The following is a 12,749-nucleotide window of genomic DNA, read 5'->3' as shown; positions in this document are numbered from 1 at the left end:
GTCGTGCGATATCACCCAAACGGCCCAGTGCGCGACGCTTCGGGATGCTTGATCTCCCGCATCACCAACGTCAGGGCATCCTGATCGTTGTGGAGGATGTGGCGCCGGGCATGGATCAGGGCCTGCTCGACGCCTCGGCGGATGCGGGGCATGTGGTCGGTGTGGGTCCAGAGCACGCCCGCGTTGAAGTACGGGCGACCGCGCAGGTGGGGCCAGCGCTCGGCGGCTCCGGGCACTCGCCGATTTTTGGCCGGGTTGAACTCGTCCCGCACGGCGCCGGTCTCGTCCGGCGCGAGGGAGCCGAGCGGCTCGCTCACGTCTCCGCGTACGAGCACGTCGGCGTCCACGTAGATCAGGTAGGGACGGCGGACGAAGCTCGGCGTGAACTCGAACCGCAGATAGGTGGTGACGGTGATGTACGAGGCGTCCGCCATGGGCGAGGAGCGCAGAGGGGCGCGTCGGCGGAGGTAGAAGGAGCCGAAGCCGGCCCGCTTGGCGAGGTCGGCGAGGAGGAGGGTCTGCGCCGGGGCCAGGTCGAGGGTGAGGACCCGTACGGCGGCGTTGCGGCGGGCCGCCCGGGGTGAGGCTGTCGGCCAGGCCGGCGAGGGTGGCGAGGCCGGGTACGAGGTAGTGCTGGTCGATGCAGAGGCCGAACGCGTACACGGGGACTTCGCCTTTCGGGCGTGTGCACGGGCGTGACGGAGGGGTCGGCAGCGAACGCGGGTGCTCACCGGCTGTCCCGGGCTTCGGAGCGGGCGAGGATTTCGAGGCTCTCGGGGTCGTCGGCCTCCCAGCGGGGCTCGCCCCCGGTCGGCGGTCGCAGCACCCACACGGTGCCGCCGGCGCGGACGTCGGTGACGATCGCCCGCCGTCCGTCGCCGTCCCGCACGAGGTCGCCGACCCAGGCACGCTGGGCGCTCACGAGGCGCCTTCCTCGTACGTGTCCGGCTGCGTGAACCAGCCGGAGGCCGCGTCCGCGGTGTTGCGACGACGCCGGGCCTGGCCGGGGGTTCGACGGGCCGGTGTGCCGTTGGACGCGTCCGCGAGGAACCCTCCCCGATCGCGGAGGAGGACGCCGAGAGCCGCAAACTGGGCGGCGTCGGCAGCGACATGCGTCGGGCCGCTGACGACGACGCCCCGGATCATCCCGGTGGACAGGGCGGCCGTGACGGCGTGCCAGCCCGGTCGCTCCATGAGCGGCAGCGCCGGGTCGGGGTCGGACCACGCGCCGGCGACGTGCCAGTGCCGGGCGTCGGCGTAGTAGCGGCCACGCTCCTCGCTCTCACCGAGGGCGGTGGAGATGGTGGCGCAGGAGTAGACGGCGACGGGTACGTGCCCGCGCCCGCCGGGCGGGTTGTTCGGCATGCCCACAAGGCTGCTGGGCTGCGGAGCTCGGGCCCAGGCACGGGCCGTCGCAGTGAAGAGACTCCGTATCCGGTCGGACCGCCACGTCCCGTGGCAGTCGCGTTGATGGCGCGCTCGTACCTACTACGGGCCGGGTACTTCGACTCGTAGGTCAACGCTTCGACGGCGCCCGGCTCGACCTCGGCGGGGATGCCGATGGCCGCGTCATGGGTGGCTGCGGAGGCGCAGCGCGGCCCGCTCGTCGCGGTCCATGGACCGCCGTGGCGCCTGCTGGCCAAGGAGCACGGCGATGTCCGTACCTAGCGCGTCGGCGATCGACAGCAGTGCCCACGGGTGGGGAGGCCGGGATGTATGTGCGACGGGTCGTAGGGTCCGGGATGCGCCGCGAGACGTACACGGTCGTGGACGGCGAGGGACGGGTGGTCGAGATGGTGGGCGACTACCTCGCCCTGTGCACGTCTGCAAACGTGGCGGGGCGGGCTATCCGCTAGGGCGATGCGGTGGGCGCGGCGCTGTTCGCGCTCGATGGTGCCGTCCGGGCCGGTCGGGCTCACCGGGCGGGGCTGGAGTGCGGTGAGCCTGCCGAAACCGGCGGCAGTGAGTACCGCGGGCTCGACCCGGGCGAACACATCGCGCAGGGTGCGTTCGCCCGGAGCCCTGAACCGGCCGGTGAAAGGATCGAAGGGCAGCCCAGCCGGGCCAGGACATCCTGGTCACAGCAGCGTACCCACTCGGCAATGGCGGTCAGGGAGTTATGACCGGCGCTGGTCACAGCACACACACACCGACCGTGAGCAACGTCGCCAGGCGGAACCGCACCCCACGAGGACTACGCGGGTCGGGCACCCGGCCCAGTGCGTCGAGCAGCCTGGACGGCACTACTGCTGACCTTACCGGGGCCGAACTGGTTGGCCGGTCGGTGCAGTGAGTTCTTTGGTCATGAAGAAGCGGCTGGTGCCCGGCGGATCGCAGGGGACCTCTCCCAGGAGTTCCCACCCCTGTTTCCGGTAGAAGCCGGGAGCCTGGAAGGTGATCGTGTAGAGCACGGCTGTGCGGCAACCGCGGGTGTGGGCCTCGTCCTCGGCCTGCCGCAGGATTTCTCTTCCCAGCCCGCTGCCTCGCAGCTGAGGCGGCAGGTAGAAGAGGTCGATGAAGAACAGCCCGAGCGAGGTGCGCCCGGTCAGTCCGCCGACCGCCTGGTGCGTCTGGGGATCACGGACCAGGACGGCGAGCGGTTTGCGGTCGGCAATTCCCGTGTTCTCGATGTTGAAGCGGTCCAGCGCCTCGGAGATCACCGCGATATCCGCCGCCGTGGGGGCGTCGGTGACCACGAGGTCCGTCCGGAGTTCGGGATGTGGTGAGGCGGTGACAGCCGTGTCGGACGCGGTCATGGTTTGCTCCAGTAGGTGAGCGGAGGCGGCTCGGCCTCGCGGGTGGATGCAGGTGCGGGGCCGGCAAGCCCTGCGCACGTGCCGACGCTAGGAGGTGGACGCTTCGACGAACGTCGAAGGGACGTCGGCGACAATGGGCAACGTGGACATTCAGCGCGCAGGTCAGGACGTAGGGGTAGACCTGGCGGGCGTGGCCAGGCTGCTGGCCGACGGGACCAGGGCCGCCTTCTGCCTGGCACTGCTCGACGGCCAGGCGTGGACGGCGAACGAGCTCGCGCGTTACGCCGGAGTCGCACCGTCCACTGCGACATCGCACCTGAACCTGCTCGTCAGTGGCGGACTCCTCGTCGAGGAGCGGCACGGACGCCACCGTTACATACGGGTGGCCGACCTCAGGGTGGTCGAACTGATCGAGAGTCTTGCCGCGCTGGCCCCGCAGCGCAGCGCCCGACCACGTTCGCTGTCAGCCTCCGGCCGACAGCAGGCACTGGCCCGTGCACGGCTGTGCTACGACCACCTGGCTGGAACCGTCGCGCTGGCGATCACCGACGCCATGGTCGAGCGCGGACTGCTGGAATGGGGGCCCGAGCCGAGCCTGACCGGCAAGGGCACCCTCTGGCTGACCGAGACTGGTATCACGGTGCCCGGCGGCTCCCGCCGACCGCCGGTGCGCGCATGCCTTGACTGGACCGAGCGCCGTCCCCACCTGGCCGGCGCAGTAGGTGCTGCCCTTAGCGCCCACGCACTCGCCGCTGGATGGATGACGCGCATCGGCACCACCCGCGCCCTCATCGTGACGCCAGTCGGCCGTCGGGCATGGCACGAGCACCTCGGCCTGCAACCTGCTGACCTCTGACCCTGTGGCGGTCTTCGACAACCCAGACGTAGCCGGACCCACGGCAGTGCGAACGTTGTCCGATGCGGCAAACGGTTGTGGATGCGTCGGGCAACGCCGTGGCGGAATACAGCAGGGGCCCCGCGTCGACGACCGGTACTCAGACGGCAAGCCGCACTATTGCCTTGTCGGACCCCGATTACTCCGCGGACCTCACATGCGCTCGGCGACAGACCAAGCGCCTTCCCGCCCCGGTACGGATTTCTCGGAGCCCGTGCCGGGGCGGAGTGCTGTCCCGTTACGTTTCCGCAGCGCGTAGGTCACCAGCCTCACCGTCGCCCGACCAGATCAACTGAGACAACGGCCGCCAACTACCCCTCCAGGGCCAGGTCACCTGAGATTTCCGGCAGCCGAACGTCTCAACCGATCTGGTCGCTGCTGGCCCCAGCTGGGCCCTGGGTCCAGATCACTTGCGACGGGACACCGGCGTCGCCGCCCCTGCCACCGCCAGGCGCAAGGCCAAGAAGGCCCACTGCATCGTGCACTGGCGCTTCCTCACCCCTGCCCAGCAGGAAACGCTGATCACCCGCTACCCACACGGCCCCCGGGCACAGATCAGGTTCCTCCTGGACCACTACAACAACCTCCCCGACGTCCTCGCGTCCCTGCTCGGCATGCGCCGCTGGGTCGTCCGCCGGATCGCCCGCGGCTGGGCGATCCCGCTCAGCTACGCCCGGCGCGACCAGCTGCGCTGGCGAGCCGTCACACAGGGGCCAGGTCTCGCCCTCCTCCACCGTCGGGAACCCGCCGAACCGCGTGGCGGCGAACTCCCAGGTCGCATGGGGCTGCGCAGGAACGGCCGGAGGAACGGCGTGCCGTCGGCCGCGCCCACGCGTACGTGTCTCGGGCGGGCTTTGGACTGGCTGGAGCACGGTGCGCGTCCGCATCAGCGGCCGCAACAACTGCACGACCTGTTCCTTCTGAAGTGCGGACACGCACGCATCGTATGCGGTGGACCAGCAGCCGCGTCGATCGCGTGTTCCAGGCCCGGCCCGAGACCTGGCCGACGCGGTGCGCCCGCACGTCAGCAACCTGCGCATCCCCCCACGTCACCTGGCACCGGCCTGTCCAGACCTCACCGAAGTCCGCGCCGCACCTCGCTTTCGTCGACCAGGCGCAGGTAGCGGTCCAGGACAGTGGGACACCCCCGGGGTGCACCGCGCAGGACCTGGTCAGCGGCGGGCCAGCACCGCCACCTCATGGCCGAACCCCACTACCAGCCAGCCATCCGAAGTGACAGCCACCGCGAATACCTCCGCGGGGAACACCAACTCTGGTCCGGCCGGCCGGTGGTCAGGTCCCACACCCGCACCATCCCTTCACTGCCGGTGTGGGTGACGGCGACTGGGCGGCCGTCCACCACCCCCGTCGCCACCACCTCCACATCGCAGTGGAAGTGATCTTGCAGGGGTTCGCCGATCTGCTCGCGGGTGGTCAGGTCCCACACCCGCACCGTTCCGTCATAGCTGCCAGTAACGGCGACGGGGCGGCCGTCCACCATTGCCGTCGCCACCGCAGTCACCCAGTTGGTGTGTTCGTGGAGGGGTTCGCCGACCTGCCGACCGGTGGCCAGATCCCACACGCGCACCGTCCCGTCCCTGCCACCACCCCCGTCGCTACTCCAATCACCCCGTCGGTGTGACCGGCGAGGGTCTGCCAGAGGCTGCGATCGACCATGCTGCCAGTCGCCCACTCCACCCCCCACGGCGCGGCGGGTTCGCCCTCCACCAGTACGGCGGTGATCCGCGCCGCCAGTCCCCGATCCCCGTACCGGGCGGCATCCAACGCCAGCAACTGCCTCCGTACCCCCGCGCCAGCATCACGGTGCAGGTGCGCCGACGCCCGCTACACCGCCCCCGTCAGCAGCCCAGCAGGCCCCGAAGCCGCATCCACCAGCCCCAGCACCTCCTCCGGGTCGGCATTCATCAGAAATCCCGGATCCGCCAACCGCCCATCCGCGCCCGCAAGCACGGCCTCAACCCCGTCAAAGTTCCGATCATCGGACATGCCCGCACCCAACCAGCCAACCACGCAATTTCGTAGCCAATTACGAAACCTTACTGACGAACCCTCCAGCAGTCTCAGCGACAAGACCCGGCCCAGACCCACAGTCCGCCACCGCCTCACCAATTCGGGCGGGTTCTAACCCACCGCCCTACAACTCGAACGCCAGCTGGCCAGAAAGCCGAAGCGGCATGCCGACACGCTCGTTGCCGCGAGCTACTGGAAGGCGTCCTTCGTCAGGCCGCACGGCAGCCCGTTCTCCAACAGCCCGCTGCTGCTTCGGCAGGTGTCCGGCGGCCCGCAGGGGCAGCCGTCCCGGTACCCGGCGCTGAAGGCCTTGCTGGTCATCGTGCCGCCGCGCCGTCCCTGCGCCCGCGTCGGCCCCTGACCTCAACGGCGCTCACCCACCCCGAGGCCGTGGTTGCGTGCGACGGAGCCGTCGCGCTTGAGAGTGCGGATGATCGGGGCGGTCTCGACCGTGTCGATGCCCAGGAGAGCGCCGATGCGGTCGGAGAGGTACGCGTAGAGGGACTCGTCGTCGGAACAGAGAACGTTGGCCAGGAGGTTGGTCCGCCCCGTGGTGGCGGCGGCGTATGCCACTTCGGGGTGGCCCGCCAGCGCGGCGCCGGTGGCGGCGAGCTGCGAGGGCTGCACAGACATCCAGATGGCAGTGCCGGTGGGGTTGCCCAGGAGACGCTCGTCCACGTCCAGCACGAAGAAGAGTGCTCCAGCCGTGCGCAGATGCGCGATGCGGCGGCGCACCGTCGACTCATGGCACCGGGCCTCCACGGCCAGCGCGGCGTGCGGCGCGCGGCCGTCGCGGTTCAACGCGGCGAGCAGGACCTGGTCGAGATCGGTGAGCTCCACCGCCGCCGCCTGGGAGTGAGGGGGCGGGTACGAGGGCGCGAGTGCGTCCATCTGTTCCCGGCTCAACGCGGAAGTGGGACCGTCCCAAGTGATCGGACCGCCTTTGAACAGCCGCAGCATGCGGTGCGCGGTGATCGAGGTGACGCGGCGGCTCGAAGGGAGCCTGTCCATCAGCAGCGCGTCCCGGTCGCTGTCACTGTGGACTGCGAGGTGGCAGATAATCTCGGTGCCACCGGAGGCGAGCTGCACCCATCGTGTGTCCCCGCGCTCGGCCAGTGCCTGGGCCAGGCCGAGCGAGGCGCTGGGAACGCACTGCAGCCGAAGCGCCCACACGGTCTGCCCGACGGGACGGGGATTGAGCCGGCCCACGACTCGGAGCCCGGCCGTCTCACGCAGCCGGGCGTAGCGGCGGGCGGCCATCTGATCGGAGACGCCCAGCACCGACGCAATCCGGCGCAGTGGTGCACGGCCATCAATTTGCAGTGCATGGATGAGCTGGAGATCGATGTATTCCACGCACCCCGACTCTATCTCGCGCAATATCCGGCATGCCTGTCCGGGCTCGTTGCGCCTGGTCCGGGCCGGTCCGGATCCTGGCGATGCATGCCCGCGCGGTGACTGTCCTCGCGGAGCTGCCCCTTGTGGGCAACCGCTCAACGCGCAGCCGCTGCCGTCACGAAAGAGAAGAGGAGGACGGGAGGCACGGGTGTAGTGCCCGGTTCCCCGACGACACATGAACGCATTCCGTGACCTTCGGCATTACATCGACCACATGACGCAGACGCTCGGGAAGGATGAGGTCCTCCGGATCGACGGCGCGGACCGGGACCTGGACATCGGCGGGATCACCGAACTGATGGCGGAGAAGGAAGGCCCCGCGCTGATGTTCGACAACATCCCCGGCTACCCGGCGGGGCACCGTGTGTTCACCAACTTCATGGGGACCGCTGCCCGGACCGCGGTGGCACTCGGGCTGCCCCACGACACTCCGAAGCTCGACATCGTGCGGGCCTGGAAGGACCTGAGCAAGCGGCTCGAACCCATCCCTCCGGTAGAGGTCGCCACGGGCCCGGTTCTGGAGAACGTCCTGGTCGGCGACGACGTGGATCTCGGCATCTTCCCCACGCCGCGCTGGCACGACGGGGACGGCGGCCGCTACATCGGCACTGCCTGCATGGTCATCACCCGCGACCCCGACAGCGGCTGGGTCAATGTCGGCACCTACCGGGCCTGTGTCCAGGGCCCTGACCGGCTCTCGTTGTGGATGCTCGGCAACCGGCACGGCAAGGCGATCGCCGAGAAGTACTGGAAGCGCGGCCGGACCTGCCCGATTGTGGTGGTGGTGGGCCAGGACCCGATCCTGTCGACAGCTGCGGCGATCGCCGCGCCGTCCGGGATGTCGGAGTACGACCTGGCGGGCGGACTCCGCGGGCAGGGCGTCGAGGTCCTGTACGCATCGGGCAGCGACCTGCCGGTCCCGGCGTACGCGGAGATCGTGATCGAGGGCGAACTGCCGCCGGTCGAGGAGGAGTCCGTGCTGGAGGGGCCCTTCGGGGAGTGGACCGGCTACTACACGCACTCGGGCCAGGAGACCGTGGTCCGGATCAACCGGATCATGCACCGGAACGACCCGATCATCTTGGGCGCCCCGCCGATGCTCCCGACCGTCCCGGCCGGTGACCAGGCTGTCCCGCTGTACTCGGCATCGGTCACCTGGGACCATCTGGAGGCCTCCGGCGTCCAGAACATCAAGGGCGTGTGGGCCTACGCCCGCCAGCTCATGGTGGTCGTCTCCATCGAGCAGACCGGCGCGGGCGACGCCATGCACGCACTGCTCGCGGCGGCCGGGCGCAAGCGCACCGGCGGCATGGAGCGGTACTTCGTCGTGGTCGACGAGGACATCGACATCACCGACATCAACCACGTCCTGTGGGCGATGTTCACCCGCGTCGACCCGTCCGAGTCCATCCAGGTGCTGCGCGCGCCGACCACTGCCATCGACCCGCGACTGTCGCCCGACAAACGCGCCGTCGGCGACCTGTCGATGGGCATCGTGCTGATCGACGCGTGCAAGCCGTTCGCGTGGAAGGACCAGTACCCGGCGGCCAATCGCGTCGACGAGACGATCCGAGACGAGCTGCGCGAGCGCTGGGCGGGTGTCCTGTCGATGTAGCCCGGCACAACAAGGGAGGGGGCGGCGCGTCCCCTCCCCGCCAGCCCGTTCCCTTCCGCCGCAACAGGAGCCCGCCGTGACAACCGCTTCCCCCACCCGCCTCATCGTCGGAGTCACCGGCGCCACCGGGGCCCCGATCGCTGTCCGCCTGCTGGAAATCCTGCGGGAGGTGCCGCAAGTGGAGACTCATCTGGTGCTGAGCACCTGGGCCCGCTCCACCATCGAGGTGGAGACGTCCCGCACCAGCAGGCACTGCGCCGAACTTGCCGACGTGACACATAAGTTCGGCGATCTGGGCGCCACGATCTCCTCCGGGTCCTTTCCGGTCACGGGCATGGTCATCGTCCCGTGCAGCATGAAGACGCTTGCGGCGGTACGGCATGGCCTGGCCGACAACCTGATCGCCCGTGCAGCCGACGCCACACTCAAGGAACGCCGTCCGCTGGTCCTCGTCCCCCGGGAAACACCGCTCAACGAGATCCACCTGGAGAACATGCTCGCCCTCTCCCGCATGGGAGTCCGCATCGTCCCCCCGATGCCGGCCTTCTACGACATCCCGAACGGCATCAGCGACCTCGTGGACCACATCGTCATGCGGATCCTCGACCAGTTCGATCTCCCAGTGGGCACCGCGGACATCGCGGCGCGATGGCAGGGCCTGGCCCATACGCGCAGTCGCGGACCCATGTCAGGAGTGGACCGGATGCGGCGGCGCAGCCCAGGAGACGGCGAACGCCAGTAGCCCGGTCGGCGGGGCTCGGGACACCCTTGAGTATTGCCCCGGAGCGAAGTCCTTCGCTCCGGGGCCGACCTCCGAGCCGGGGGCAGTGTTCCAGTACGGGCGGTGGAGGCCACGGACACCGGCGACGCCCACGCCCACGACGGGGGAACCGCGCTGACCGGCTACCGCGGCCCGGCCTCCGAGCCCGCCGGCCCTCCGCCCCGTGGCCGGGTGCAGATATCCGGGACCAGGGACGCCACCGCCTCCACCGGCGGAATCAGAATGCTGACTTGATCTTCGCGGGGCTGTTGTTGGTGAGGAACGCGGTGACGTCGGCGGGTGTGGGGAACCTGGCAGTCGAGGGTGGGATGGTGTGGTCGTGCCCGGCCCAAACGGGCTGGACGGTACGGAGCTCACCGAGGTGCAGGAGTAACGAGCTGGTGCATGATTGCGTTAGAGCTGAGGGTGCCTGAGCTGGGGCTTGTATCGGCCGATGGTGTTGCGGTCGAAGACGAGGCTGGCGATGGCCCGGTAGGTGGCGGGCAGGACATCCCGTCGGTGTGTCCAGCGGGTCAGTTGTTTCCAGCGTTTGTGGTCCGCGAGGGCGTGTTCGACGGTGATGCGCTTCGACGAGTGCCGGGGGCGGGCTCGCTGGCGGGCTTCGTGGACCTCAGGAGGGCTGATCTTGTTTCCCTCCCTGGGCGGGGTCACTGCCTGGCCGGGGTGATCACGGCGGAGCCCGAGGTAGCCGTCGTCCAAGAGGACCTCTACGTCGGGAAAGTGCCGGAAACAGGTACCGACGCCTTCGTTGCGTGCGGCGGTCGCTCATGCATCCGGCCAGTTCGCAGGGCAGCAACCCATAACGTGCGGCCTCGGTTGTCGGCGATGACGGTGGCCTTCATCGTGTTCTGCTTCTTCTTGCCCGAGACGAACGCACCAGAGCGAGATCCTCCAACCCATCACCCCAGCGAGTCCCTTTCACGGAAAACGGAATGTGTGCCAGAACCCATTTCTCGTGAACACTCCCGGGCCCGTCGACCTCCGGTCGCTGCCTGGCGTGCCGGGCGAAGTTGTGGCGGAAAGTGAGAAAAGCCACACCCCGACATGGTCTCTCGCGTCCGCTAAAGTCGAGTGAGACCAGCCCTGAACTGGGATTTTGCGTCGCCCACAGAGATGTGATCGCCGCGGGTCAAGCTTTACTGGAGGTTCGCATGACCGATCTGGCATTTCGCTCCGCAGGCCAGCTCGCTGCCGCCGTCGCGGCGAAGGAGGTGTCGAGCGTCGAGTTGCTCGACCACTACCTCGCCCGTGTGGAGCAACTCGATCCGAAGGTGAACGCCATTGTCGCCCGAGACGAGGAGGGTGCGAGGGCCGCAGCGCTGGAGGCCGACCGCACGGTCTCGCGCGGCGAACCGCTCGGCCGCCTGCACGGCGTCCCTGTGACGATCAAGGACAGTCTCGAAGTTGCGGGCATGCGGACCACCGGGGGTTCGGCTCGTTGGGGACAGCATGTCTCAACGAGCGACGCCGAGTCGGTCGCGCGCCTCAAGAACGCGGGAGCGATCGTGTTCGGCAAGTCCAACATGCCGCCGGACGCCCGGGACTGGCAGACCTACAACGAGGTTTACGGGACCACGAACAATCCGTGGGACCCGACCCGCGGACCCGGCGGTTCGTCCGGCGGGTCCGCCGCGGCGCTCGCCGCAGGGCTGACCGGCCTAATGGAAGGGCTCCTTGGCCCGACATCCGATTAGCCGTTCATGACCCCAGCGACCTGCAGGGCCCTCGGTCTGGACCGGAGCTGATGGCTCACGAGCACGTAAGAGGTAGTCCCCGCAGGGGGCTTGGACCACGATCATCATCGGTGATCACGCGACAGCTCTCGTCGCCGACTGCGAGTGTCAGCACACGTCAGTCTTCTTTGAGGGCTCCAAGGCCCCGATCGTCGGTGGACGTTGTGCTGACGCCAGCGGCCGACGACGAGAATGGACCTTCAGTAGCTCCAGCTGCCGCCCATTAGATCGTCGGACGGAAGCGGAGCATCGTCGTCGACACCATCGGCCTCCTGCTCGCGGTGCTGGTCACCGCGGCGAGCGTGCAGGACTCCGTAGCCGGCACCCAACTCCTCGACCAGGTCTCCGCCGAACACCCCGGCATCCGCAAGGTCTGGGTCGATGGCGGCTACCGCCGGCACCTCGTGGAACACGCAGCCGCACTCGGTATCGACATGGAGATCACCGTCGCCTGGCCCGCGACTACGAAACCCTGCCCACACGCTCCGAAGCCGTGATCCACCTCGCCATGACCGACCTCATGGCCCGCCGCCTCACCGGCGAAGCCACCATCTCCTGGCGCGACCTGACACCACAGACCAAACAGCAGATCCCGGGATAAAACACTGGGAGAAAACGACCTCTTGCAACCCTGGCGCCGGCATCCGGAAACCAGCCTGTACTCGCCCCTACCGTGCCTTTGCCCTACCGAGCGCGAACCGCGCCAATCTGATACGAGGACAACCAAGGCGCTGTCACGTTGTTGAGTGTGTGCGTGTCTGACGGCCTGAGCACGGAGCCGGAACCCGGTACCACCACACCCGACACACCGTCAGGCACTCACACTCAACAACGTGACAGCGCCCGTGGGGCGCTTTCGTGGGCAGGGCGTCGGGTTGTCGGCACACGGGGTCGGCACACGGCCGGACCGCCGGAATGAATTGACAGTAAGCTGTCATAATGACAGTATGTTGCCGTGCTCTCGACGGTCACTTGTGGTCGTCGTCGGAGAGCGAGGCCGATGGGACAGTTCCGCCGAGGAGGCGTCATGACCGACATCCGTAGGACCGTGCACCTGGCCGTGTACGACACCCTCGCCGACTGGGAGACGGGGCACACCACCGCCCATCTCGCGCAGGCCGGTTTCACCGTACGGACGGTCGGCCCCACCACCGGCCCCGTCACCACCATGGGCGGGCTGCGCATCCTGCCCGACCTCGCGCTCGCGGACCTGCGCCCCGAGGACAGCGCGCTACTGGTGCTCCCCGGCGCCGGGCTCTGGGACACCGGTGACACGCTCGCCCCCTTCGCCCGGGCGGCGCGCGGCTTCCTGGACGCCGGGGTGCCGGTCGCCGCGATCTGCGGTGCGACGGCGGGCCTGGCCCGCGAGGGTCTGCTCGACGACCGCGCGCACACGAGCGCGGTCTCCTTCTACCTCGCCGCCACGGGGTACAAGGGCGGCGAGCGTTACGTCGACGCGGACGCGGTGACGGACGGCGACCTCATTACGGCCGGGCCGACCGAACCGGTCGCGTTCGCCCGCGAGGTCTTCGCACGGCTC

At 69.0% G+C, this 12,749-nt stretch carries 15 protein-coding genes and 3 pseudogenes; 9 read left to right on the top strand and 9 right to left on the bottom strand.

The window, feature by feature from the left end; genetic code table 11:
* Positions 1 to 11: 11 nt before the first annotated feature.
* Genes ACFYY7_RS37150 through ACFYY7_RS37140 form a run of 3 tightly spaced genes read right to left on the bottom strand, consistent with a single transcriptional unit; the run spans position 12 to position 1,365 of the window.
* Positions 12 to 731 (bottom strand): glycosyltransferase, encoded by a 720-nt coding sequence (locus ACFYY7_RS37150; RefSeq protein WP_388668245.1) that lies wholly within the window; start codon positions 729 to 731, stop codon positions 12 to 14.
* Complete coding sequence (locus ACFYY7_RS37145; protein WP_388668242.1) at positions 728 to 922, bottom strand: hypothetical protein; 195 nt, start codon at positions 920 to 922, stop codon at positions 728 to 730. The genes ACFYY7_RS37150 and ACFYY7_RS37145 overlap by 4 nt, the downstream gene beginning before the upstream one ends.
* On the bottom strand, positions 919 to 1,365 hold the full coding sequence (locus ACFYY7_RS37140; protein WP_388668239.1) for a hypothetical protein: 447 nt from the start codon (positions 1,363 to 1,365) through the stop codon (positions 919 to 921). Before ACFYY7_RS37140 ends, ACFYY7_RS37145 begins: the two co-directional genes overlap by 4 nt.
* Positions 1,366 to 1,712: 347 nt before the next feature.
* Between ACFYY7_RS37140 and ACFYY7_RS37135 the strand changes: the two genes are divergently transcribed.
* Positions 1,713 to 1,856, top strand: coding sequence for a hypothetical protein (locus tag ACFYY7_RS37135; RefSeq protein WP_388668236.1), 144 nt, complete (start codon positions 1,713 to 1,715; stop codon positions 1,854 to 1,856).
* A gap of 399 nt (positions 1,857 to 2,255) precedes the next feature.
* Here the strand turns inward: ACFYY7_RS37135 and ACFYY7_RS37130 are convergent, their stop codons facing one another.
* Entirely contained in the window at positions 2,256 to 2,756 is a 501-nt protein-coding gene (locus ACFYY7_RS37130; RefSeq protein ID WP_388668233.1) for a GNAT family N-acetyltransferase, read from the bottom strand.
* Between the two features lie 133 nt (positions 2,757 to 2,889).
* On the opposite strand from ACFYY7_RS37130, the gene ACFYY7_RS37125 reads away from it, so the two are divergent.
* Entirely contained in the window at positions 2,890 to 3,612 is a 723-nt protein-coding gene (locus ACFYY7_RS37125) for an ArsR/SmtB family transcription factor (protein WP_388668417.1), read from the top strand.
* Between the two features lie 1,252 nt (positions 3,613 to 4,864).
* On the opposite strand, the gene ACFYY7_RS37120 is transcribed toward ACFYY7_RS37125, so the two are convergent.
* The 4 genes from ACFYY7_RS37120 to ACFYY7_RS37105 all read right to left on the bottom strand — a co-directional run bounded on the left by ACFYY7_RS37120 (position 4,865) and on the right by ACFYY7_RS37105 (position 7,038).
* Entirely contained in the window at positions 4,865 to 5,239 is a 375-nt protein-coding gene (locus tag ACFYY7_RS37120) for a WD40 repeat domain-containing protein (RefSeq protein ID WP_388668230.1), read from the bottom strand.
* A gap of 257 nt (positions 5,240 to 5,496) precedes the next feature.
* The gene (locus ACFYY7_RS37115) at positions 5,497 to 5,658 is read right to left on the bottom strand and encodes a hypothetical protein (protein WP_388668227.1); all 162 of its coding nucleotides are present in this window, start codon (positions 5,656 to 5,658) and stop codon (positions 5,497 to 5,499) included.
* A gap of 213 nt (positions 5,659 to 5,871) precedes the next feature.
* Positions 5,872 to 6,003: a hypothetical protein gene (locus ACFYY7_RS37110; RefSeq protein ID WP_388668225.1), complete on the bottom strand. Its 132-nt coding sequence runs from the start codon at positions 6,001 to 6,003 to the stop codon at positions 5,872 to 5,874.
* Between the two features lie 42 nt (positions 6,004 to 6,045).
* On the bottom strand, positions 6,046 to 7,038 hold the full coding sequence (locus ACFYY7_RS37105) for an Lrp/AsnC family transcriptional regulator (RefSeq protein ID WP_388668222.1): 993 nt from the start codon (positions 7,036 to 7,038) through the stop codon (positions 6,046 to 6,048).
* Positions 7,039 to 7,294: 256 nt separating this feature from the next.
* On the opposite strand from ACFYY7_RS37105, the gene ACFYY7_RS37100 reads away from it, so the two are divergent.
* The 3 genes from ACFYY7_RS37100 (at position 7,295) to ACFYY7_RS37090 (ending at position 9,710) form a co-directional block, all read left to right on the top strand.
* Complete coding sequence (locus tag ACFYY7_RS37100; RefSeq protein WP_388668219.1) at positions 7,295 to 8,695, top strand: UbiD family decarboxylase; 1,401 nt, start codon at positions 7,295 to 7,297, stop codon at positions 8,693 to 8,695.
* A 76-nt stretch (positions 8,696 to 8,771) separates the two neighbouring features.
* Positions 8,772 to 9,437: a UbiX family flavin prenyltransferase gene (locus ACFYY7_RS37095; RefSeq protein ID WP_388668216.1), complete on the top strand. Its 666-nt coding sequence runs from the start codon at positions 8,772 to 8,774 to the stop codon at positions 9,435 to 9,437.
* A gap of 102 nt (positions 9,438 to 9,539) precedes the next feature.
* A complete protein-coding gene (locus tag ACFYY7_RS37090) occupies positions 9,540 to 9,710 on the top strand; it encodes a hypothetical protein (protein WP_388668213.1) in 171 nt (56 codons plus the stop codon).
* A gap of 159 nt (positions 9,711 to 9,869) precedes the next feature.
* Here the strand turns inward: ACFYY7_RS37090 and ACFYY7_RS37085 are convergent.
* Positions 9,870 to 10,369: pseudogene (locus ACFYY7_RS37085) on the bottom strand (transposase family protein); the annotation flags it as partial.
* Between the two features lie 258 nt (positions 10,370 to 10,627).
* On the opposite strand from ACFYY7_RS37085, the gene ACFYY7_RS37080 reads away from it, so the two are divergent.
* The 4 genes and pseudogenes from ACFYY7_RS37080 to ACFYY7_RS37065 form a co-directional block, all read left to right on the top strand.
* Entirely contained in the window at positions 10,628 to 11,170 is a 543-nt protein-coding gene (locus ACFYY7_RS37080; RefSeq protein WP_388668210.1) for an amidase family protein, read from the top strand.
* A 266-nt stretch (positions 11,171 to 11,436) separates the two neighbouring features.
* Positions 11,437 to 11,643 (top strand): annotated as a pseudogene (locus ACFYY7_RS37075) (transposase); the annotation flags it as partial.
* Between the two features lie 5 nt (positions 11,644 to 11,648).
* Positions 11,649 to 11,810 (top strand): annotated as a pseudogene (locus ACFYY7_RS37070) (IS5/IS1182 family transposase); the annotation flags it as partial.
* 426 nt (positions 11,811 to 12,236) lie between these two features.
* On the top strand, positions 12,237 to 12,749 hold a 513-nt coding region (locus tag ACFYY7_RS37065; protein ID WP_388668207.1), incomplete at its 3' end, for a DJ-1/PfpI family protein.

The sequence above is a fragment of the Streptomyces sp. NPDC001933 genome (genome assembly GCF_042890955.1).
Taxonomy (GTDB): Bacteria; Actinomycetota; Actinomycetes; order Streptomycetales; family Streptomycetaceae; genus Streptomyces.
Note: the sequence above shows the minus strand (reverse complement) of the source record. Positions and strands in the feature narration are given on the sequence as shown.